18 protein-coding genes are annotated in these 22,276 nt (G+C 70.4%); 4 read left to right on the plus strand and 14 right to left on the minus strand.

From position 1 onward, the window contains the following. Positions 1-55: 55 nt before the first annotated feature. Both GXP76_RS12565 and GXP76_RS12570 read left to right on the plus strand, forming a co-directional pair. Positions 56-667 carry a DUF6114 domain-containing protein gene (locus GXP76_RS12565; RefSeq protein ID WP_242571581.1) on the plus strand — a complete coding sequence of 204 codons (612 nt, stop codon included), beginning with the start codon at positions 56-58 and terminating at the stop codon, positions 665-667. After that, on the plus strand, positions 657-1,925 hold the full coding sequence (locus GXP76_RS12570; RefSeq protein WP_374360795.1) for a hypothetical protein: 1,269 nt from the start codon (positions 657-659) through the stop codon (positions 1,923-1,925). The genes GXP76_RS12565 and GXP76_RS12570 overlap by 11 nt, the downstream gene beginning before the upstream one ends. 181 nt (positions 1,926-2,106) lie before the next feature. On the opposite strand, the gene pyk is transcribed toward GXP76_RS12570, so the two are convergent. The 3 genes from pyk to pta all read right to left on the minus strand — a co-directional run bounded on the left by pyk (position 2,107) and on the right by pta (position 6,958). Then, positions 2,107-3,543 (minus strand): pyruvate kinase, encoded by a 1,437-nt coding sequence (gene pyk / locus GXP76_RS12575; RefSeq protein ID WP_242571583.1) that lies wholly within the window; start codon positions 3,541-3,543, stop codon positions 2,107-2,109. Between the two features lie 74 nt (positions 3,544-3,617). Continuing rightward, positions 3,618-4,829, minus strand: a complete 1,212-nt coding sequence (locus GXP76_RS12580) for an acetate kinase (protein ID WP_242571584.1) — start codon at positions 4,827-4,829, stop codon at positions 3,618-3,620. Between the two features lie 50 nt (positions 4,830-4,879). Continuing rightward, positions 4,880-6,958: a phosphate acetyltransferase gene (gene pta, locus GXP76_RS12585; RefSeq protein WP_242571585.1), complete on the minus strand. Its 2,079-nt coding sequence runs from the start codon at positions 6,956-6,958 to the stop codon at positions 4,880-4,882. A 230-nt stretch (positions 6,959-7,188) separates the two neighbouring features. Between pta and GXP76_RS12590 the strand changes: the two genes are divergently transcribed. Beyond that, the gene (locus tag GXP76_RS12590; protein WP_242571586.1) at positions 7,189-8,214 is read left to right on the plus strand and encodes an ATP-dependent 6-phosphofructokinase; all 1,026 of its coding nucleotides are present in this window, start codon (positions 7,189-7,191) and stop codon (positions 8,212-8,214) included. Between the two features lie 23 nt (positions 8,215-8,237). Here GXP76_RS12590 and GXP76_RS12595 read toward each other — a convergent pair whose 3' ends face one another. From GXP76_RS12595 to GXP76_RS12620, 6 genes are all read right to left on the minus strand, one after another. Continuing rightward, on the minus strand, positions 8,238-9,062 hold the full coding sequence (locus GXP76_RS12595; protein WP_242571587.1) for a carbohydrate ABC transporter permease: 825 nt from the start codon (positions 9,060-9,062) through the stop codon (positions 8,238-8,240). Then, positions 9,062-9,961 carry a carbohydrate ABC transporter permease gene (locus GXP76_RS12600; RefSeq protein ID WP_242571598.1) on the minus strand — a complete coding sequence of 300 codons (900 nt, stop codon included), beginning with the start codon at positions 9,959-9,961 and terminating at the stop codon, positions 9,062-9,064. Before GXP76_RS12600 ends, GXP76_RS12595 begins: the two co-directional genes overlap by 1 nt. A gap of 97 nt (positions 9,962-10,058) precedes the next feature. Beyond that, positions 10,059-11,411 (minus strand): extracellular solute-binding protein, encoded by a 1,353-nt coding sequence (locus GXP76_RS12605; protein ID WP_242571588.1) that lies wholly within the window; start codon positions 11,409-11,411, stop codon positions 10,059-10,061. 85 nt (positions 11,412-11,496) lie between these two features. Beyond that, positions 11,497-12,375 carry an LLM class flavin-dependent oxidoreductase gene (locus GXP76_RS12610; RefSeq protein WP_242571589.1) on the minus strand — a complete coding sequence of 293 codons (879 nt, stop codon included), beginning with the start codon at positions 12,373-12,375 and terminating at the stop codon, positions 11,497-11,499. 131 nt (positions 12,376-12,506) lie between these two features. After that, positions 12,507-13,211, minus strand: a complete 705-nt coding sequence (locus GXP76_RS12615; RefSeq protein ID WP_242571590.1) for a response regulator — start codon at positions 13,209-13,211, stop codon at positions 12,507-12,509. Then, entirely contained in the window at positions 13,208-14,911 is a 1,704-nt protein-coding gene (locus GXP76_RS12620) for a sensor histidine kinase (RefSeq protein WP_242571591.1), read from the minus strand. The genes GXP76_RS12615 and GXP76_RS12620 overlap by 4 nt, the downstream gene beginning before the upstream one ends. A gap of 136 nt (positions 14,912-15,047) precedes the next feature. Here GXP76_RS12620 and GXP76_RS12625 point away from each other — a divergent pair, with 136 nt between their 5' ends. Then, positions 15,048-16,439, plus strand: coding sequence for a cation:dicarboxylate symporter family transporter (locus GXP76_RS12625; RefSeq protein ID WP_242571592.1), 1,392 nt, complete (start codon positions 15,048-15,050; stop codon positions 16,437-16,439). A gap of 112 nt (positions 16,440-16,551) precedes the next feature. Here the strand turns inward: GXP76_RS12625 and GXP76_RS12630 are convergent, their stop codons facing one another. From GXP76_RS12630 to GXP76_RS12650, 5 genes are all read right to left on the minus strand, one after another. Next, entirely contained in the window at positions 16,552-18,024 is a 1,473-nt protein-coding gene (locus GXP76_RS12630; protein WP_242571593.1) for a glycoside hydrolase family 16 protein, read from the minus strand. A gap of 134 nt (positions 18,025-18,158) precedes the next feature. Next, a complete protein-coding gene (locus GXP76_RS12635) occupies positions 18,159-18,506 on the minus strand; it encodes a hypothetical protein (protein WP_242571594.1) in 348 nt (115 codons plus the stop codon). Between the two features lie 101 nt (positions 18,507-18,607). After that, positions 18,608-20,938 (minus strand): tetratricopeptide repeat protein, encoded by a 2,331-nt coding sequence (locus GXP76_RS12640; RefSeq protein ID WP_242571595.1) that lies wholly within the window; start codon positions 20,936-20,938, stop codon positions 18,608-18,610. 78 nt (positions 20,939-21,016) lie between these two features. Next, positions 21,017-21,646 carry a DUF6879 family protein gene (locus GXP76_RS12645; RefSeq protein ID WP_242571596.1) on the minus strand — a complete coding sequence of 210 codons (630 nt, stop codon included), beginning with the start codon at positions 21,644-21,646 and terminating at the stop codon, positions 21,017-21,019. Further along, positions 21,639-21,908 carry a hypothetical protein gene (locus tag GXP76_RS12650; protein WP_164252822.1) on the minus strand — a complete coding sequence of 90 codons (270 nt, stop codon included), beginning with the start codon at positions 21,906-21,908 and terminating at the stop codon, positions 21,639-21,641. Before GXP76_RS12650 ends, GXP76_RS12645 begins: the two co-directional genes overlap by 8 nt. Between the last annotated feature and the right edge of the window lie 368 nt (positions 21,909-22,276).

Here is a 22,276-nt window from a genome sequence, read left to right on the forward strand (position 1 = left end):
CCGCCCGACTCCCCCAATCTCTCACAGCAACACTGGTTCCAGGGAGCTGTTTTCCATGAGCGCCGAGCCTTCGGATCCCCGCGGCCGATTCACTTACTGGCGGCTGCGCTTCCGCGCCTGGCGGGGTACTCGGCCGTTCTGGGCGGGGTTGCTGGCGATCCTCAGCGGGGTGCCGATCGTCTACTTCCCGTACGCCGAACTGAAGTTGGGCCATCTCACGCTGACGATGGCCACCACGGCGGGCGCGGGATCGCTGATCATCGGTGTCCTGCTGGCCACCCTGGGACTGACGATGTGGTTCCAGAGCATCGTGCGGGTGTTCGCCGGCGTCGCCACCATCCTGCTGGGACTCGTCTCCATACCCGTGGCCAACATCGGCGGCTTCGGCATCGGGTTCCTGCTCGCTCTCATAGGCGGAGCCCTGTCCATCTCCTGGGCGCCGGGGCGGCCCGCGGGGGCCGACGAGGAGCACGACGACCGGGCCGACGACCGGTCGGGCAAGCACGCCGTACGACAGCAGACGTTCGGACCCGACGGCGGAGCCGTCGACCAGGGCACCCCGGACGGAGGTGGGGACGGCCCTTTTCTCCCCGGCCCGTCTGACGGGGACCCGAATCTGACGGAGACGACTGCCCATGCCAACGGCGGGAGGAACAGTGCGGGGTGACGAGACGCGGCCGGAGACGGCCGGAGGCGGGCAGGTCCGCGAGAGAAGCGGCCCGCGCCACGCAGCCCCCAGGAAGTCGCTGCTGACCAAGCTCCAGATCCCGGCCGGCAAGGCGTTCGCGCTGGCCGCGATGCCGACGGCGGTGTTCGTCGGGATGGGGCTCACGCCCCGGCTCGCGCTCGCCGAGGACGCCAAGGACATCCCGTTCGCACCGGGGCCGTGTGTCACGCGCTCCGACGAGCCGCCGGAGGAGTCGGCCTCGCCGTCGCCGTCCGAGAAGCCGTCGGACGACCCGTCCGGGGATCCGTCAGGGGATGCCACGGACAAGCCGAAGCCGCCCGCCGGCGGTGACGGGGACGACGCTCCCGAGCCCTCGCCCGGCGAGACACCTCCCGCCTCCGACGCGCAGAAGCCCGCCGCGCCGAAGGAGCCCGAGCCGGAGCCGTCGAAGTCCAGGGATCCGCTGGACCCGCTGGGTCTCGGTGACGCGCTGGGCGGACTCCTCGGCGTACCGGACAAGGACGAGGACGAGCCGGCACCGGACAAGCCGGCCGACCCGGAGCCGGAGAAGCCCGGGGCGGACAAGCCCGCGGACCCGGAGCCGGACAAGGAGACCGGGGCGGAGAAGCCCGGTGGCGCCGACAGCACCGAGGACGCGATCAGGGACGCAGCGGACAAGGCCGGGGCGGACGTCGAGGAACTCGACGCCGCCGCCAAGGGACTTGAGGCGCGCAAGGACGACGACATCCCCGAGGGCGCCGACGGCAAGCCGCGCTTCCCGTGCCCCGAGGCCGACCCGGAGGCGCTCGCCGCCGCCGAACTGGAGCCGGGCATCCCGCTGTTGCCGGACGACCCGTGGCGGCTGGAGAGCACCAAGCTCACGCTGCGGGGGCTCGACTACCACGGCATCGTCGAGGTGAAGACGGGCAGCGGGAAGATCAAGAAGGCGCTGAAGTTCACCGCCTCCGAGGTGGACATCAAGGACCTGCACCAGAAGGTCGTCTACCCCGAGGGGCGTACGGCGCACGTGGCGAGCAGGCCGGACTCCACGTCGACCATCCGCGAGGGTCAAGTCACCATGTACACGGAGGAGTTGAAGGGCAACCTGTTCGGGCTGATCCCGATCACGTTCAGTCCCGAGACCCCGCCGCCGCTCAACGTCCCGTTCGCGTTCTTCACGGACGTGGAGGTGCTCCAGGCGGGTCAGTTCGGCGGCACGCTGACGGTGCCGGGCCTGCACAACTACATCACCGGCTAGGGCACTGCTTCGTCCTCAATCGCCGGACGGGCTCAAAATGAGCCCGTCCGGCGATTGAGGACAGGCGCGGTCCACGGGCCGCGCAACCCTGCCAGGGTTTCCCGCCACGACGCCGCGCGCCGGATCGGCTCGCGAGTGCCGGGCGGAGCCGCGAATGCGGCTCCGCCCGGCACTCGTGCGTTCAGCTCTGGGGTGTGACCGTGCCGCCCAGGTGGTGGACGCGGACCATGTTCGTCGTGCCGGGGACGCCCGGAGGGGAGCCGGCCGTGATGATCATCGTGTCCGACTCGCTGTAGCGCTGGAGCTTCAGCAGCTCCGCGTCCACCAGGTCGACCATCGCGTCCGTGGTGTCCACGTGCGGTACGACGAAGGACTCGACGCCCCAGCTCAGCGAGAGCTGGTTGCGCGTCGCCTCGTCCGTCGTGAAGGCGAGGATCGGCTGACAGGTGCGGTACCGCGAGAGCCGGCGGGCCGTGTCGCCGGACTGGGTGAAGGCGATCAGCGCCTTGCCGCCCAGGAAGTCCGCGATCTCGCAGGCCGCGCGGGCGACCGAACCACCCTGCGTACGGGGCTTCTTGCCCGGCACCAGCGGCTGGAGACCCTTCGACAGCAGCTCCGTCTCGGCCGCGACGACGATCTTCGACATCGTCTTGACCGTCTCGATCGGATACGCGCCGACGGACGACTCCGCCGACAGCATCACCGCGTCGGCCCCGTCCAGGATCGCGTTCGCCACGTCCGACGCCTCGGCGCGCGTCGGGCGGGAGTTGGTGATCATCGACTCCATCATCTGGGTCGCCACGATCACCGGCTTGGCGTTGCGGCGGCACAGCTCGATGAGGCGCTTCTGCACCATCGGGACCTTTTCGAGCGGGTACTCGACCGCCAGGTCGCCGCGGGCGACCATGATGCTGTCGAACGCCGCGACGACGGCCTCCATGTTGGCGACGGCCTGCGGCTTCTCGACCTTCGCGATGACGGGGACCCGGCGGCCCTCCTCGTCCATGATCTTGTGGACGTCGTTGATGTCGTCCGCGTCGCGCACGAAGGACAGCGCGATCATGTCGCAGCCCATCCGCAGGGCGAACCGCAGGTCCTCGACGTCCTTCTCGGAGAGCGCCGGAACATTGACCGCCGTACCCGGCAGGTTGATGCCCTTGTGGTCGGAGATGACCCCGCCCTCGACGACCAGCGTCTTGACCCGCGGGCCCTCGACCTCGGTCACGCGCAGTTCGACGTTGCCGTCGTTGATCAGGACCTGGTCGCCCTTCGCGACGTCCCCGGGCAGGCCCTTGTAGGTGGTGCCGCAGATGCCCTTGTCCCCGGCGACGTCCTCGGTGGTGATGACGAACTCGTCACCCCGCACCAGCTCGACGGGGCCCTCCGCGAAGGTCTCCAGCCGGATCTTCGGGCCCTGGAGGTCGACGAGCACGCCCACGGCCCGGCCGGTGGCCTCGGCCGCCTTCCGGACGCGGTGGTACCGCTCCTCGTGCTCGGGGTGGGACCCGTGGCTCATATTCAGTCGGGCCACGTTCATACCGGCCTCGATGAGCGATTTCAGCTGCTCGTACGAGTCGACGGCGGGGCCTAGTGTGCAGACGATTTTGGAACGGCGCATAAGGCGGATCCTATCGGTTTGTTTCGGCTCGGAATATTCCGTCTGGCGGAAAGTACAAATGGGCGGGGTGGCGCTCAGGCGTCGACCAATGCGAAGGTCTGCCGGGCGATCTCCATTTCCTCATCGGTCGGCACCACGGCGACGGCGACGCGCGCGTCTTCCGGCGACACCAGGCGCGGCTCGCCGGACCGCGCGGCGTTGAGTTCCGCGTCGACGACCAGCCCCAACTCCCCGAGCCCGGCGATCGCGGCCTCCCGCACCGGCGCCGCGTTCTCGCCGACGCCTGCGGTGAACACCACCGCGTCCACCCGGCCGAGCACCGCGTAATAGGCGCCGATGTACTTCTTCAGACGGTGGATGTAAATGTCGAAGGCCAGCGTCGCCGCGGCGTCACCCGCGTCGACCCGGCGGCGGATCTCCCGCATGTCGTTGTCACCGCAGAGCCCCGTCAACCCGCTCTTCTTGTTGAGCAGTTCGTCGATCTCGTCGGTGTCCATTCCGGCGACCCGCTCCAGATGGAAGACGACCGCCGGATCGATGTCCCCGGAGCGCGTACCCATCACCAGCCCCTCCAAGGGGGTCAGTCCCATCGAGGTGTCCACACACCGCCCGCCCGCCACGGCCGACGCCGACGCCCCGTTGCCCAGGTGCAGCACGATCAGATTCAGCTCCCCGGGCGGGCGGCCCAGCAGCTCGGCGGCCCGCCGCGAGACGTACGCGTGCGACGTGCCGTGGAACCCGTAGCGCCGGATGCGGTGCGCGTCGGCCGTCGCGGTGTCGATCGCGTACCGCGCGGCGTGCTCCGGCATCGTCGTGTGGAACGCGGTGTCGAAGACCGCGACCTGCGGCAGATCGGGGCGCAGCGCCCGCGCGGTCCTGATACCGGTGATGTTCGCCGGGTTGTGCAGCGGAGCCACCGGCACCAGCCGCTCGATCTCCGCGAGCACGGCGTCGTCGATCACCGTCGGCGCGCTGAACTCCAGCCCGCCGTGCACCACGCGGTGGCCGATCGCCGCCAGCTCGGGGGAGTCGATACCCGTACCGTCCAGGGCCAGTTCCTCCGCGACGGCCCTCAACGCCTCCTCGTGGTCGGCGATACGCCCCGTACGCTCGCGCCGCTCCGCGCCGTCGCCCGACGGTGTGTGCACGAGCCGCGACGCGCTCTCGCCGATGCGCTCGACGAGGCCGACGGCGAGCCGGGTGCCGTCGCGCATGTCCAGCAGCTGGTACTTCACCGAGGAGGAACCGGAGTTGAGTACGAGGACTCGGGTGGCCTGCGAGGTCACGGGCGGAATGCCTTTCGTGGAGGGGACGGTGGTGCCGGGACCGGACGGTGTCACGCGCCGTCGCCCTGCGCCTGGACGGCGGTGATGGCGACCGTGTTCACGATGTCCTGGACCAGGGCGCCGCGCGAGAGGTCGTTCACGGGCTTGCGCAGCCCCTGCATCACGGGACCCACCGCCACCGCGCCGGCCGAACGCTGCACGGCCTTGTACGTGTTGTTGCCGGTGTTCAGGTCGGGGAAGATCAGCACCGTCGCGCGCCCCGCCACCTCCGAATCCGGCAGCTTCGTCGCGGCGACGGACGGCTCCACCGCCGCGTCGTACTGGATCGGCCCCTCGATCCTCAGCTCGGGGCGCGCCGTGCGCACCAGCTTCGTCGCCTCGCGCACCTTGTCGACGTCCGCGCCCGAGCCCGAGGTCCCCGTCGAGTACGAGAGCATCGCGATCCGGGGCTCGACGCCGAACCGGGCCGCGGTCGCGGCGGCCTGCACCGCGATGTCCGCGAGCTGCCCGGCGTCCGGGTCCGGGATCACCGCGCAGTCGCCGTACACCAGCACCTTGTCCGCCAGGCACATGAAGAAGACCGAGGAAACGCTCGACGACGGCGTCACGGTCTTGATGATCTCGAACGCCGGGCGGATCGTGGCCGCCGTGGAGTGCACCGAGCCCGACACCATGCCGTCGGCCAGCCCCGCGTCGACCATCAGCGTCCCGAAGTAGTTCACGTCGGCCACCACGTCGTACGCCAGCTCCACCGTCACGCCCCGGTGCGCGCGCAGCCCGGCGTAACGCTCGGCGAACCGCTGCCGGAGCTCGTCCGTCGCCGGGTCGACGAGCTGCGTGCCCGCCAGGTCGATACCGAGATCGGCGGCCTTCTTGACGATGACGTCGACGTCCCCGAGGAGCGTCAGATCGCACACGTCGCGGCGCAGCAGTACATCGGCCGCCCGCAGTACCCGTTCCTCCGTGCCCTCCGGCAGGACGACCCGGCGGCGTACGGCGCGGGCCTGCTCCAGCAGATCGTGCTCGAACATCATCGGCGTCACCCGGCCGCTGCGCGCCACCGACATCCGCGTCAGCAGGTCGCCGGTGTCCGCGTACCGCTCGAACAGGCCCAGTGCCGTCTCCGCCTTGCGCGGCGTATCGGCGCTCAGCTTCCCCTCCAGCGCGAAGAGTTCACCCGCCGTGGGGAAGGACCCCGCGACCACGGAGACCACCGGTGTGCCGGGCGCGAGCTTCGAGGCGAGGGTGAGGACCGAGTCGGCCGGCCGCTCGTCCAGCGTCAGCAGCACGCCCGCGATGGGCGGTGTGCCCGCCGAGTGCGCGGCGAGCGCGCCCACCACCAGATCGGCCCGGTCGCCCGGTGTGACCAGCAGACAGCCCGGTGTCAGGGCGCCCAGCAGATTCGGGAGCATCGCGCCGCCGAAGACGAAGTCGAGCGCGTCGCGGGCCAGACCGGCCTCGTCCCCGAGCAGCACCGTGCCGCCGAGGGCCCGGGTGATCTGCGCGACGGTCGGAGCGGCCAGCGCCGCCTCGTCGGGCAGCGTGTAGCAGGGCACCGGCAACTGGCGGCTCAGCTGCGCGTCGATCGCGTCGCGGTCCTCGGGTGCCACCCGGTTCACGACCATCGCGAGGATGTCGCAGCCCAGCACGGCGTACGCCCGGTGGGCGTTGCGCGCCTCGGCCTGTACGGAGTCGGCGTGCTGGCCCTTGGCGCCGACCACCGGTATCACCGAGGCGCCGAACTCGTTGGCCAGCCGGGCGTTGAGCGACAGCTCGTCGGGGAGCTGGGTGTCCGCGAAGTCGGTGCCGAGGACGAGCACGACCTCGTAGTCCCGCGCGACCTCGTGGAAGCGCCGGACGAGCCGCGAGACCAGCTCGTCCGTACCGCCGTCGGCCTGGATACCGGCGGCCTCCGCGTAGCCGAGGCCGTAGCCGGACGCCGGGTCCTGCGAGAGCCGGTAGCGGGCGCGCAGCAGGTCGAACAGCCGGTCGGGGCCGTTGTCGTGGACCAGGGGGCGGAACACGCCCACGCGGTCGACCTGGCGGGTCAGAAGCTCCATGACTCCCAGCTCGACGACCTGGCGGCCGTCTCCGCGTTCGATCCCGGTCACGTACACGCTGCGTGTCACGCGTGCTCTCCTGTTCGACGAAGATGGGGGAAGAGGGGGAGGTGGTGCGGCCCCGCGGCGGTGGGGCGGGAAGTGAAATTCCTGTTTCTGCCGTTAGGCCCGTTAGGGTGGCAAAGCCCTCTTGACAATACCTGTGGGGGTGGGTACGGCGCCTCCGAGACGGGTAGGCGGTACGGCCCGTGGCAGGCCAGCACCTGACCACACCCCGAGCGAGCAGGAGACACAGCGCGATGCGTATCGGAGTCCTCACCGCAGGCGGCGACTGTCCCGGCCTGAACGCCGTGATCCGCTCGGTCGTCCACCGCGCCGTGACCGGTCACGGCGACGAGGTCATCGGCTTCGAGGACGGCTTCAAGGGCCTGCTCGACGGCCACTACCGTCCCCTCGACCTCGACTCGGTCAGCGGCATCCTGGCACGCGGCGGCACGATCCTCGGTTCCGCCCGGCTGGAGCGCGGCCGGCTGCGGGAGGCGGCCGAGAGCGCGGACGAGCTGGGCCGCACGTACGGCATCGACGCGCTCATCCCGATCGGCGGCGAGGGCACCCTCACGGCGGCCCGGATGCTCTCCGACGCGGGCATGCCGGTCGTCGGCGTCCCGAAGACCATCGACAACGACATCTCCTCCACCGACCGCACCTTCGGCTTCGACACGGCCGTGATGGTCGCCACCGAGGCCATCGACCGGCTCAAGACCACGGCCGAGTCGCACCAGCGCGTCATGGTCGTGGAGGTCATGGGCCGGCACGCCGGGTGGATCGCGCTGGAGTCGGGCATGGCGGGCGGCGCGCACGGCATCTGTCTGCCGGAGCGGCCCTTCGAGGTCGACAGCATCGTGAAGATGGTCGAGGAGCGTTTCGCGCGCGGCAAGAAGTTCGCGGTCATCTGCGTCGCCGAGGGCGCGCACCCGGCGGCGGGCTCGATGCACTACGTGCGGGGCGAGATCGACCAGTTCGGCCACGAACGCTTCGAGGGCATCGGCAACCACCTCGCGGGTGAGCTGGAGCGCCGTCTGGGCAAGGAGGCCCGGCCCGTCATCCTCGGCCATGTGCAGCGCGGGGGCACCCCGACCGCGTACGACCGGGTGCTGGCCACGCGCTTCGGCTGGCACGCGGTGGAGGCGGTGCACAACGGCGACTTCGGCAGGATGACGGCCCTGAACGGCACCTCGGTGGAGATGGTGCCGCTCGCGGAGGCGGTCACGCGCCTCAAGACGGTGCCGGAGAACCGCATGTTCGAGGCGGAGTCGGTCTTCTAGGACGCCTCACGGGTCCGGGGGGCTCAGCCCTTCACCGCGCCGCCCAGCGCGAAACCCCCGCCCAGCCGGCGCGAGATCAGGATGTAGAGCAGCAGCACCGGCGTCGAGTAGAGGATCGAGAACGCCGCCAGCTGGCCGTAGACCACCGAGCCGTAGTTGCCGAAGAAGGTGAAGATCGATACGGACGCGGGCAGTTGGTCGGGGGACAGGAGCAGCATGAAGGGGACGAAGAAGTTTCCCCAGAGCTGGATGAACGTGTAGATCATCACGACCGTCATGCCCGGCCCCATCAGCGGCAGCACGATCCGGGTCAGCGTCTGGAGCATCGAGGCCCCGTCCGTCCACGCCGCCTCCTCCAGGACGGTCGGGACCCCGTCCATGAAGTTCTTCATCAGCCAGATGGAGAACGGCAGTTGGGACGTCGCCAGGAACAGCGCCGTGCCGTACATCGTGTCGACCAGGTTCACCTGGACGAACAGTCCGTAGACCGGGACCATGATCGCCGTGATCGGCAGACACGTCGTGAACAGGATCGTCAGCAGATACGGGCGGCTGAACCGCGACCGGTAGCGGGACAGCGGATACGCCGCCAGCGCCGCGCACGACACCGTCAGGAGCGTCGCGCTCCCGCACAGCAGCAGGCTGTTGAGCATCGGCGTGAACGTGATCTCGTCGGTGAGGACCGCGCCGAAGTTCTCCGTGGTCGGCGACGACGGCAGCCGCACCCGCAGGTCCGCCTCCGCGTCGAGGGAGGACAGCACCAGCCACAGCAGCGGCAGCAGGAAGGCCCCGGCCACCACGAACAGCGCGGCGTCCGAGGCGAGCCGGACGCGAGTGGCGCGCTTCATCACACCTCCACCTTGAGCAGACGCACATAGATGACCGAGAACAGCGCGCCCACGAGAAGCAGCAGCAGCGCGACCGCCGTGCCGTAACCGATCAGGCTCTTGAGGAACGCCTGGTCGTACATGAACACCGGCAGCGTCTGGCTGCGATTGCCCGGCCCGCCGCGCGTCATCGCCCAGATCAGCCCGAAGACGGAGAGCGTGGAGAGCGTGTTGAGCATCAGATTGGTGCCGATGGAACGCCGGATCATCGGCAGCGTGATGTGCCACAGCCGCCGTACACCGTTCGCGCCGTCGACCTCCGCCGCCTCCGTGATGTCCTTCGGGATCTCGGACAGCGCGGCGGAGTAGATCAGCATCGAGAACGCCGTCCCGCGCCACACGTTGGCGAACGACACCGCCAGGATCGGCAGGGTGAACAGCCAGTTCTGGGAAGGCAGATGGAGCCAGTCCAGGATCGCGTTCAGTGTCCCCTCGCGGCGGAAGAACGCGTACAGCAGGAACGCCGCGACGATCTCCGGCAGCACCCACGCCGCGATCACGACGGCGCCCGTGACGGTCCGCACCGGCCGGGACGCGGCCCGCATCAGTCCGGCCAGCGCCAGCCCGATCGTGTTCTGGCCGACGATCGACGACACGAAGGTGAAGACGAGCGTCAGCCAGACCGCGTTACGGAAGTTGTCGTCCGCGAACGCCCGCCGGAAGTTGTCCAGGCCGACGAAGTCCGACGTGGACGACCCCGTCAACTGCGTGTTGGTGAAGGCGATCCAGACGCAGTAGCCGATCGGACCGGCGAGGAACAGCAGCAGCAGTACGGTCGCCGGGGCCAGCGGCAGCCAGCGCAGCGGGCGCGCCTTGCGACCGCCACGGCCCTCGTCGCGCTCACGGCCGCCCGCCGGCACCGCGGGCCCGCTCTTGCCGACCGGGCCGCCCGCGGTGCTCACCGCGCTCACGGCGCCGCCGCCGTCACCGCCGCCGGGGCCGTGTACGCGGTGGTGCTCACTTCTCGACCACCGCGCCCTCGGCGATCGTCTTCAACTGTTCGTCGTACGCCTTCGCGGCGTCAGCCGCCGACGAGTCACCCGTCGTCACCGACTCCATCGCCTCACCGATCGCGGACGAGACCTGCGGGTAGACAGGCAGCGCGGGGCGGTAGTTGGTCACCTCGACGAGCTTCGTGAAGAAGTCGATACCGGGCATCGACTTCAGATACCTCGGATCGGCCGCCACATCCTCACGGACGGCGATCTGCGCGCCGACGACATCCCACTCGACGGCGTTCTCCTTCGTCTGCTGCGTCTTGATGAACTCGAAGGCCAGGTCGGGGTTCTGGGACTTCTGCGGGATCGACCACGCCCAGCCGCCGGACATCGACACGCTGCCGGGCGCCTGCCCGTTCTGCGTCGGCATCGGTGCCTGGGCCAGCTCCGTGGACCACTCGGGCCACTCCTTGGGGCCCTTGTTGATCCAGTTCTGCCCCATCCAGGACCCGTCGAGGGAGATCGCCAGCTTGCCCTCGGGGAAGAACTCGGTCGCGACGCGCGTACCGATGTTGGGGTCGAGCGCGTCGGAGACGTCGGGCCCCAACTTCTCGGAGTACACGGTGCGTACGAATTCGAGCGCGTCCTCGAAGCCCTTGTTGCCCGCCACCCACTTCTTCGCCGACGGGTCGTAGAGCGGGTCCTCGCCCGTGCCGTACAGCAGCATCTCGAAGCCCTGCATCACCGCGGCCTCGCCGGGGCCCTTGCCGGTGTAGACGTTGAGCGGGATCGCCTCCGGGACCTTCTCCTTGACCGTGCGGGCCGCGTCCAGGACCTCCGCCCAGTTCTTGGGCTGCCAGTCGGCGGGCAGCCCCGCGTCGGCGAAGATCTTCTTGTTGAACCAGAGGCCGCGGGTGTCGGTGCCGTCCGGGACGCCGTACGTCTTGCCGTCCTCCGCCTTGGCCGCGGCCTTGGCCGTGTCGACGAACTGGTCCCAGTCGTCCCACTTGTTCAGATACTCGTCCAGCGGGCGCAGATAGCCGGCCTTGATGTCGGAGTTGATGCGGAAGGTGTCCTCGTAGACGACATCGGGCGCGGTCTTCGGGGAGCGCATCATCTGCTGCGCCTTGGTGGCGTAGTCGTTGTCCGGGGCCTGGATCGGGATCAGTTCGACCTTCTTGCCAGGATTGTTCTTCTCGAAGTCCTTCTTGACGGACTCCAGATAGTTGTCCTTGAAGCGGATCTTGTTGTCCGTCGATCTGTTGTAGGCGACCTTGATGGTGTCCGGATCACTGCCGGATCCGCCGCCGCACGCCGTGAGCGCACCGGCGGCCAGGACCGTGACGAGGAACAGTGGGGCGGTGGGGCGCACGGGCACGACCTCCTCATTTGGCCACGAAGGGCTGCCCGGCGACCGTAGGACCGCGTCAATCTCAAGGTCAATCCCCGTGCAGTCCTCACTCCGTCCGGGGCACGAGCGGGCTGACCTCGGCGGCCGTGAAACGGATGAAGCCCTCCGGGTCCGGTTCGTCGGGCGTCGGCTGGAGGACCACGGTGTCGGCCCCGGCCTCCACGAGCGCCAGCACGGCCTCGGCGACGGCGCCGGCCGGGCCCGCGACCCCGTGCGGCAGACCGGTGGCGTCCAGCTCGGCACGCAGCCGCCCGGCGCCGCCCGGTCCGGTCGCCGTGTGGAGGTAGACGACCACCGGGTGATGGCCGGTGCGGCCGGCCGACTCCCGTCCCTCCGCGATGAGTCGGCGGGAGCGGCGTACCTCGTCGGGTGTCGTGCCGCCGGTCAGGATGGTGCCGTCGGCGGCCTCGCCCGTCAACCGCATCGTGCGCGGTCCGGTGGCCCCGGCGAACACGGCGGGCGGCGCGGGGTCGGTGGACGGCGGCCAGTCGAGCGCGACGCCGTCCAGCTTCACGTACCGCCCGTCCGTGGTCACCCGCTCGCCCGCCAGCAGCGCGCGCAGCGCCAGCAGATGCTCGCGGAGCAGCGTCATGGGGGACTCGACACGCGAACCGGTCTGCGCCATCCAGTCCTGGACGCCGTGCCCGACCCCGAGGATCGCCCGCCCCGGGAACAGCCGGTGCAGGGTGGCGGCCTCCATCGCCGTCAGCGCGGCGTTGCGCAGGGGTACGGGGAGCAGACCGACCCCGACGCGCAGCCGCTCCGTCCAGGCCAGGGCGGCGGAGGCGCTGGCGACACCGCTCTCCAGGAAGCAGTCCTCCCAGAGCCACAGCTCGTCCAGGCCCGCGTCGTCCGCGGTGCGGGCGATGTCGCGGAGTCGCTCGGGGGGCAGTTGGGGGCGGAAGACGGCGCCGAGAACAGTCATGGAGGCATTCTTCACGGCGGGACGGGGCCGTCACCAGTGGGTTGACCGGCGACGTCGAACGGCTCCGGGCGGCCGGAACACGGTGCCGCGGCGGCGCGTACCGCCGCGACCGGTCCTGCCGGAGCTCCGTGCTACCGGGTGGAGACGATCCACCGGTACTGGAGCTCCGGGCGTCCGATCTGCCCGTACTGCGGGCTGCGGTCCGCCTGCCCGGCGCTCACCAGATGCTCCAGATAGCGGCGCGCGGTGATCCGCGAGATCCCGAGCCGCGCCGCCGCCTCCGTGGCCGTCAGCCCCGCCCGCTCGTCCCGGAGCGCACGCGTCACCGACTCCAGCGTCGGCCCGCTGAGCCCCTTCGGCAGCGACGCGGGCTGTGGCGCCCGCAGCGCCCCGAGGGCCCGGTCCACCTCGTCCTGGCCGCTGGCCTCACCGGCGGCGGCCCGGAACTCGGCGTAACGGCTGAGCCTGTCGCGGAGCGTGGCGAAGGCGAACGGCTTGAGCACGTACTGCACGACGCCCAGCGACACCCCTTCGCGTACGACGGTGAGATCGCGCGCCGACGTGACGGCGATGACGTCCGCGTGGTGCCCGGCGGCCCGCAGGCTGCGCAGGAGCTGGAGCCCGTGCCCGTCGGGCAGATACAGGTCGAGGAGGATCAGATCGATGTCCGTACGCTCCAGCGCCCGGCCCGCCTCGACCCGCGAGTGCGCGACGCCGGCCACCGTGAAGCCGGGGACGCGGCCCACGTACAGCTGATGCGCGTCGGCCGCGACGGGGTCGTCCTCGACGACGAGTACGCGGATGGGGCGGGAGTCGCCGTCCCTCTTGCCGGTCATGATCCGCCGCGCTCCCCACCGTCGGTCGTGGCTCCGACCGGCGACTCTGCCGTATCCGGGCCTGCGGCGGCGGCACCCGGGCCCGGGGCCGTCCCGGTGCCGGTGCGGGCGTCCGGCACGGTGGCCGTGCCCAGCGGCAGCCGTACCGTGAACTCCGCCCCGCCGTCCCGCCCCGGTGTCAGCTCCACCGTGCCCCGCGCCCGGTGCACCGCCTGCCGTACGAGGGCCAGCCCGAGCCCGCGCTCCGCGCCCCTCGTCGACCAGCCGCGCCGGAACACCTCCTCCATGTCGCCGGGGGCGACGCCCGGCCCCGTGTCCCGCACCCGCAGCAGCAGCTCGCGGTCCTCGACCAGCGCGGTGACCGTGACCCGCGCGCCGTCCGTGCCCTGGGCGGCGTCCATCGCGTTGTCGATCAGATTGCCCAGCACGGTGACCAGATCGCGGGCGGCGAGCGACGGCGGCAGCACTCCGTCGTCGATGCGGCTGTCCTCCGCGAGCACCAGCTCCACCCCGCGCTCGTTCGCCTGCGCCGCCTTCCCCAGCAGCAGTGCCGCCAGCACCGGCTCGGCCACCGCGCCGACGACCCGGTCCGTGAGCACCTGCGCCAGCTCCAGCTCCGCCGTGGCGAACTCCACCGCCTCCTCCACCCGCCCCATCTCGATCAGCGACACGACCGTGTGCAGCCGGTTCGCCGCCTCGTGCGCCTGGGAGCGAAGGGCGTGGGTGAATCCGCGCTCCGAGTCCAACTCGCCCGACAGTGCTTGGAGTTCGGTGTGGTCCCGGAGCGTGGCGACCGTACCGCGCCGCTCGCCGCCGATCACCGGACGGGTGCTGACGACCACGATCCGGTCGGCGGTCATATGGACCTCGTCCACGCGCGGCTCCGACGCGAGAAGCGCCCCGACGAGCGGGGCCGGCAGCCCCAGCTCGTCGATGTTGCGGCCCACGGCGCTGTCGTCGAGACCGAGCAGCTCCTGGCCGCCGTCGTTGATCAGCGCGATCCTGCGCCGTCCGTCCAGCATCAGCAGCCCCTCGCGCACCGCGTGGAGCGCCGCCTCGTGGTAGTCGTGCATCCGGCTCAGCTCGCCGGCGTTCATCCCGTGCGTGTGCCGGCGCAGCCGCGCGTTGATGACGTAGGTGCCCACCCCGCCCAGGACGAGGGCGCCACCGGCCGCCAGCGCCAGGATCTTGACCTGCCCCTCCAGCTGGCTCGATATCCGGTCGACGGTGATGCCCACGCTGATCAGCCCGGTGATCCGCCCGTCGTCCTTGACCGGGGTCACGACGCGGGTGGAGGGGCCGAGCGTGCCCGTGTAGGTCTCCGTGAAGGTCCTGCCGAGCAGCGCCGGCCCGGTGGTGCCGATGAAGGGCAGCCCGATCAGCTCGGGATTCGGGTGCGTCAGCCGCGTCCCGTCCGGCTTCATGATCGTGACGAAGTCCACGCCCGTGTCGACCCGTACGTGCTCCGCGTAGGGCTGGAGCGTGGCGGACGGGTCCCGCGACCTGATGGCCTCCCGTACGGACGGGGAGTCGGCCATCGCGCGCGCCGTGGCCGTCACCTGGCGTTCGGCGGTCTCCTCGGCCTGGGCCCGGTCGGTGAAATACGCGAACAGCGCGCATCCCGCCACGACGGCAGCGACCAGCACGACCTGCATCGCGAAGAGCTGGCCTGCGAGGCTGCGGGGGCGGGGTAGCTGCATGACACAAGTCTGCCTGGCCGAAATCGTATGAACGAAATGCACGTAAGGGTGACCGGTGTCACAGGCTGATGGATAGTCGCCGGGACCCCCTCGGGACGGGAGGGTCACGTAGGGACAAACGAGTCAAGGAGGACCCGTGGCCGCTACTCGGGACCGTACCCATTATCTGTATCTGGCCGTGATCGCCGCTGTGATTCTCGGAATCACGGTCGGATTCGCTGCCCCGGGGGTGGCCGTCGAGCTGAAGCCCATCGGGACCGGCTTCGTCAACCTCATCAAGATGATGATTTCCCCGATCATCTTCTGCACCATCGTTCTCGGTGTCGGATCCGTCCGCAAGGCCGCCAAGGTCGGCGCGGTCGGCGGTCTGGCCCTCGGCTACTTCATGGTCATGTCGACCGTCGCCCTGGCCATCGGCCTCGTCGTCGGCAACATCCTGGAGCCCGGCGCCGGCCTGCACATCACGGACGCGACCGCCGACGTCGGCGCCGCACAGGTGTCCGGCGACGCCGAGTCCACCGCCGAATTCCTGGTCGGCATCATCCCCACCACGCTGGTCTCCGCCTTCACCGAGGGTGAGGTGCTCCAGACGCTGCTCGTGGCGCTGCTGGCGGGCTTCGCGCTCCAGGCCATGGGCCGCACCGGTGAGCCGATCCTGCGCGGCATCGGTCACATCCAGCGCCTCGTCTTCCGCATCCTCGCGATGATCATGTGGGCGGCGCCCGTCGGCGCCTTCGGCGCGATCGCGGCGGTGGTCGGCGAGACCGGCATGGACGCGCTGAAGTCGCTCGCGGTCATCATGATCGGCTTCTACGTCACCTGCGCGCTGTTCGTCTTCGTCATCCTCGGCGTGCTGCTCAAGCTCGTCACCGGCATCAACATCCTCTCGCTGCTGAAGTACCTGGCGCGTGAGTTCCTGCTGATCGTCTCCACCTCCTCGTCCGAGTCGGCGCTGCCGCGGCTCATCGCGAAGATGGAGCACCTGGGTGTCAGCAAGCCCGTCGTCGGCATCACCGTGCCGACCGGCTACTCCTTCAACCTCGACGGCACGGCGATCTACCTGACGATGGCGTCGCTGTTCATCGCCGAGGCGATGGGCGACCCGCTCGCCATCGGTGAGCAGATCGGGCTTCTCCTCTTCATGATCATCGCGTCGAAGGGTGCGGCGGGCGTCACCGGCGCCGGCCTGGCGACCCTGGCGGGCGGCCTCCAGTCGCACCGGCCCGAGTTGGTCGACGGCGTCGGCCTGATCGTCGGCATCGACCGCTTCATGAGCGAGGCGCGCGCCCTGACGAACTTCGCGGGCAACGCGGTCGCCACGGTCCTCGTCGGTACGTGGACCAAGGAGATCGACCGGTCCAGGGTGGACGAGGTGCTGGCCGGCCGGCTGCCGTTCGACGAGAAGACGCTGGTCGACGACCACGCGCCGGCCGGCGACGACGACGGCCCGAGCCTCACGAAGGACTCCGCCGGTCCCTCTGACCTCCCGGAGCAGCGCGACGCGGACGGCACGCCGGCGAAGGTCTGACCGGCCCGCCCGACCCGGGCCGGGGCGTTGATCCCCCAACTCCCCGGCCCTTCGAATGGCCGGCCCGTACGGAGACGTCCGTACGGGCCGGCCATTTCCCTGTTCCGAGGACTCAGCCGTACGGGATCCGGACGACCGACTGGTTGCCGATGCCCAGCGTGCTGGCGCCGTTGCCGATCGCGTTCCAGACCTCGATCCGGACCTTGCCGTTGACGAGGTCGCCGTGCGAACCGGTCGACGACTTCAGCCCCCTGGCCTGGGTGTAGTGCTCGAAGCCGGGTGCCGGGTCCGTGGCGAAGTAGTTGTACGTCTCCGTACGGTCCCAGGTGCCGTCGCCCGTACGGTCGTAACTCACCCTCACCTGCTGGCCGTTGGCGACCGTTGTACCCGCGTCGACGAAGAGGTCGAACTGTGTCGACCCGCCGTTGTGGGCGCGGGTGATCCCGCCGGAGGTGAAGACCTGCGGGTTGTACGGCGTCCCGTCCCGGTTGCCGCCGCCCGCCGACACGAGTGTGGCGTTCGCGCCCGACGCGGCGGCGACACCGAGGCCGCCGCCGGTGCGGGCGTACAGCTGCGAGGAGCCGGACGGCGGAGGATCGGTCGGCGGGTCGGTCGGGCCGGATCCGCCACGGGTCCAGACGCCGACGTAGTCGACGAGCATCGGCCGTCCCGGCACGGTGGCCGGTGTGGGCGTGGGCCCGCCGAGCGCGTCCGGGAACGCGCCGCCGATCGCGACGTTGAGCAGGATGAAGTACCCCGCGTGCTGCGTCATGTTGGTCCACGTCGTCGCGTCCAGCTGGTTCTGCGTGACGGTGTGGTAGAGCTGGTCGTCCACGTACCAGCGCAGCGCGTTGGGCGAACTGGAGCGGTCCCACTCGAAGCGGTACGTGTGGAAGGCCGACTGGCAACTCGCGCCGGGGCAGGGGCGGCTGGCGCCGAGGCCGGTGGTCTCGTTGCACGGGCCGCCCGGGTTGACGCCGCAGTGCAGCACCGCCCAGACGGAGTTGATGCCGTTGACGTTCTCCATGATGTCGAACTCGCCGATGGCGGGCCAGTTCCAGTAGTTGCCCCGGTAGGGCGCGCCGAGCGCCCAGAAGGCGGGCCAGTAGCCGGACGCGGCGGCGCCGGTCACGTTCGGCATCTGAATCCGGCCCTCGATGCGCAGGGTGCCGCCGGCCGGTGCCTTGAAGTCGGCGCGCTTCGTCTCGACGCGCGCCGACGTCCAGTTGCCCGCGCCGTCCCGGAGCGGGGTGATCCTCAGGTTCCCGTTGCCGTCGAGACTCAGGTTCTCGGCGTTCGCGGTGTAGTTCTGGATCTCGCCGGTGCCCCAGTTGCCCGGACCGCCGGGGTAGCCGTGCCCCGTGTCGACCTGCCAGTTGGCGGCGGACGGCGGGGCGCCGTTCCCGCCGTTGAAGTCGTCGCTCCACTGGAGGTTCCAGCCGGGCGTGGGCGGTACGTCGCCACGGGCGGTGCCGGCGGTCGTCAGACCGAGGAATCCGGCGACGGCGACGGACATCGCGAGGAAGGCGGCGAGCAGGGGTGTGCGAGCGGTGGGAAGTCTGGTTCCGGTGCGGCTCGTTCTCAAGGAACACCTCCGGTGTGGATGGTGCCGAGATGGGTCGTACGGGGAGCTGAGAGCGCTCTCATCCCTGTTGTTTAGATGAACGCCGAAGACCCGTCAATGACCTGGGCGCGTTGACTTCCCGAACCCTCGGCCCGCTACCGGCCGCCGTCGAGCCCACGGGCGTAGAGCGCGGCGACGGACCGCGTGACGGCGGCGAGCGCCCGCATGTATTCGTACGCGTGCAGGGGCGGGGTATCGGCATCCGGCCGCCCGCGCCGGTCGAGCAACCGGTAGGCGATGCGGTGCAGTTCCCGCACGGGCGCGATGTCGGTGTCGCCGAGGTCCTCCAGCAGCAACAGGCTCAAGTGCCCCTGGAGCTGACGCGTGGTCGAGTCCATCCAGGACCGCTCGGGAAGGGCGATCCTGCGGGCGAGCGCCTGCTCGACGGTACGCGAGATGGTCATCAGGTCGACGGGCGGCGCGACGTCTCCGGTCTCACTCATCGCGCCTCCCGCCTACAGGGAGTGGTACGGCTCCGGGGGCGATCTCACTCAAGCCCCCGAAAGAATTCTTCCCGGCCGCGCGGTGCGGCGGCCGGTGTCGCTCAGCCGAGCGCGGCCCGGACGCGCTCGCGCGTGGCGACCGCGCGCGGGTCGTCGTAACCGCGGAGCAACTCCAGCGCTGCGGCCGAGTGCCCGGCCGCTGCCCGCGGATCGGACTCCGCGACCGCCCCGGCGAGCCCGTCGAGCGCGACGGCCTCGTGCCACCCGTCGCCCAGCTCCCGGTGTGCCTGGGCGGACCGGCGATGGAACTGCGCGGCCTCCACGAGCCGTTCCAGCGCTTGATACGTCTGCCCGGCCCCGTACCAGGCGATAGCTTCGCGGCTGCGGTTGCCGAGGCGGCGGTGGAGAGCGGCCGAGCGCTGGTAGGAGGTGAGGGCGTCGTCGTACTTGCCGAGAGAGCGCTGGGCGTCGCCGAGGGTGATGAGCCAGTAGCCCTCCAGACGGTCGTCGCGCAGGGTCAGGGCGATGTCCACCGCCTGCTGGGCGGAGAGCAGGGCCTCCTCCGGCCTGCCCTCTTCGAGCTGGAGACAGCTCACGACCCGCAGGATGTTGCCCTCACCCCGGGGATTGTCCAGGCCGCGGTGCGCCGCCAGCGCCTCTTGGGCGACGGCCGACGCCTCGGCCGGCCGGCCCGCGTTGTAGTGGGCGGATGCCAGGTTGGAAAGGGCGATCGCGGCCCACGGCGCCGAGTCCGCCTCCTGGAAGAGCGGAATGGCCTGCGCGAAGCGTTCGGCGGCGTCGGTGAATTGACGCCTGCGAAGATGCACGAGGCCGATCAGATTCAGTGAGGTCGCCTCGCCGACGGGATCGCCGGTCTCGCGGCGGATCTCCAGTGCGCGCCGGTGGCACTCCAGCGCCTCGGAGAGCCGGTCCACGCGGACGTTGTCCCTGCCGAGGTCGGTGAGGAGCCGGGCCTCGGCCGCACGGTCACCGGATCGCCGGGCCGCCTCCAGCGCGACGTCGCCGATCGCCAGCCACTCGCCGACCGGCGCCGAGGAGGGACGGGCGGTCCAGGCGGCGACCGCCAACTGCCAGGTCCGCCGATCGTGTGACCCGGCCGCGACGCGGATCGCCCGGAGGAGGTTGGTGTGCTCGCGTTCGGCCCAGTCCAGGGCGGAGTCGTAGTCGGCGAACGCCGAGGGAGGCACGTCGTCACCGGGCGGCGCGAGCGTCACCCGCCGCTCGTCGGGGCTGATCCAGCTCCGGGCCGCGTCCGCACCGTGCAGATACCAGTCCAGTACGCGGTGGAGTGCGGCTTCCCGCTCCCCGGCCGGCTCCTCGTGGTGGGCCTGATCGGTGGCGTAGGCACGGAGCAGGTCGTGGAACTGGTAGCGGTCGGGGCCCATCTGTTCCAGCAGATGGGCGTTGACCAGGGAGTCGAGCAGTTGCCGGGTCCTGCTGACGGGCGCCGCCGCGAGCGCGGCGGCGGCCTGCAACGCGAATTCGGGACCCGGATGCATACCGAGCAGCCGGAACAGGCGCGCCGCCTGCTCCGGCAGGGCGCGATAGGACCAGGCGAACACGGTGCGGACCGCCTCCGCCTCCTCGTCGTCCCCCGTGCTCAGCGCGTCCCACAGGGCCGACTCGTCCCGCAGATCGGCGATCAGGTCATCGAGCCGCAGATGGGGACGGCTCGCCGCGCGCTCGGCGGCGATACGCAGCGCGAGCGGCAACCGGGCGCAGAGTTCGGCCAGTTCGGTCAGTTTCTCCAGGTCGTCCGCGGGGCGGTAGCCGGCGGTGACGGTCCGGAGCAGCGCCACCGCCTCGGCCTGCGGCAGTGTGCCGAGCGTGAGCCGGCGGGCGCCGTCGCGGACGGCCAGCCCGGAGAGCCGGCTCCTGCTGGTGACGAGGACGAGGCACTCCGGTCCGCCGGGCAGCAGCGGCCGGACCTGTCCGGCGGTGGAGGCGTTGTCCAGCAGGACGAGCATCCGGCGGTTCGCCAGCAGCGAGCGGTACAGGGCCGCTGCGGCGTCGATGTTCTGGGGCACGGACTGTGCCGGGACGCCGAGGGCGGAGAGGAACCGGTGCAGGGCCTCCTGTGCGGTGACCGGCTCTCCCGGGTCGTACCCGCGCAGGTTGACGTAGAGCTGTCCGTCGGGGAATCTGGCGCGCGCGTGGTGCGCCCAGCGCAGCGCGAGCGAGGTCTTGCCCGCGCCGGCCGTGCCGGCGATGACGCAGACGGAGATGACCAGCGGCTCGCCGTTCTCCCCGGCCACGATGGCGTTCAACTCGTCCAGTTCATGGACGCGGTTGACGAAGCCTTTTACGTCGGCGGGGAGTTGGCGAGGCTGCGGGCCTTCGGGCGGTCCGCCCTCCTTCTTGCTGTCCCTGCCGTGGAAGTGAATGCCGCCGCTGACACTTCCGGCCTGCACGACATCGTGCGACGACCCCGACAGGTCGTTCGCGGACCTGCCGGGGCGCTGCTCGTCGTTACCGTTCTCGCTGATCGTCTACTCCGGCGGGCTCGTCGGTGCGGGAAGGTGGGCCACGGCCCGTTCGAAGTACGACGCGATGTCTTCGCCCGACTCGTAGAGCGACTTGATGTAGTGCTCCCATTCGGCCACCACGCCGGGCTCCGTGAAGCGGACAGCTCCCTGTGGCTCGCCCGCGTCGGAGTAAAGGATGCTGAAGAGCGTCCGGCCGCCGAGCACCACGAGTTCCGGCAGTGGCCTCGATCTCTCGACAGCGGAAACTGATTCGGCGCTCACGACGCGCACACGCGCGCCGAATTGGGCCTGCTGCCGCAGTGAGTGCAATTCCCACTGGAGATAAGGGGTCAGCGGCTCCTCGACCACGCGAACGCGGTGAAATACATGACCCTGGCGTTCGTCCTTCCGCGCGGCCGCCGCCAGGTCGTCGCGGCGTCCCGCCATGAGCCGCAGCGACTCCTCCCATTCCCCCCGGCGAAGGGCGTCACGGCTCGGGCTGCCCTGCTCCTCGAAATGCTGCCGCCTCTCCAGCTTCCAGGAGTCCGCGTCGCGGAGTACGGCGCTGCGCTCGCGGAAGTCCTTGCGGTACGCCTCGCGGACGAGCCGCTCGCCCCGCTCCTCCAGGAGTGCGGGCGCGTACGTCTCAGACATCGGGGATGTCCGCCTTCGCCGCACTCAAGGTGCTTCCGGGAATGACCACCAGGCGCTCGTCGGGAGCGAGTGTCACTCCTCGTGGGAGACGCGGAGCGTAATGGTTTGTCAGATCCCGGCCGATGACCGCGATGTCGCCGTTGTCGAGCTGCCAGATGTCGGGGCACTCGTCGTTTCCGTCCGAATTCCCCAGCGCCACCGGCGACTTGCCGAGGCGCCGCTCGAATAAGGCGGACGGATCTGCTTCCCAGGCACGGGCCATGCCTACCTCCACGCGATGTGGTCGAGAGTGCTGACGCACCACATTTTATGTTCAATCGATTACGGAGAGCAACCAATGGCGTCGGTTTCGCGCCAGCCCTCAGGTGTATCAGTCGCTTGACACAGTTGCGGTCGGGCAGTCAGATTGTCTCAGAGAGGTGACACGCTTGGCGGTGATTCGGGGAGGGAGCCCGTATGTTCAATTCAGTTGTTCCGGTGCGGAGTTGGCGGGACTGGGCCGACGCTCCGCTCCGGTGGGCCGGTCCCCTGGTCGGACTCGGGGTCAATCAGGTCGTCGCCTTCAGTCCCGAGCCCGACGTCGATCTCCTCTACGCCATCCCCGTCTTCGGGCTCTGCTCCGTCGCCGGT

This window comes from Streptomyces sp. NP-1717, assembly GCF_022695985.1.
Classification (GTDB): Bacteria; Actinomycetota; Actinomycetes; order Streptomycetales; family Streptomycetaceae; genus Streptomyces.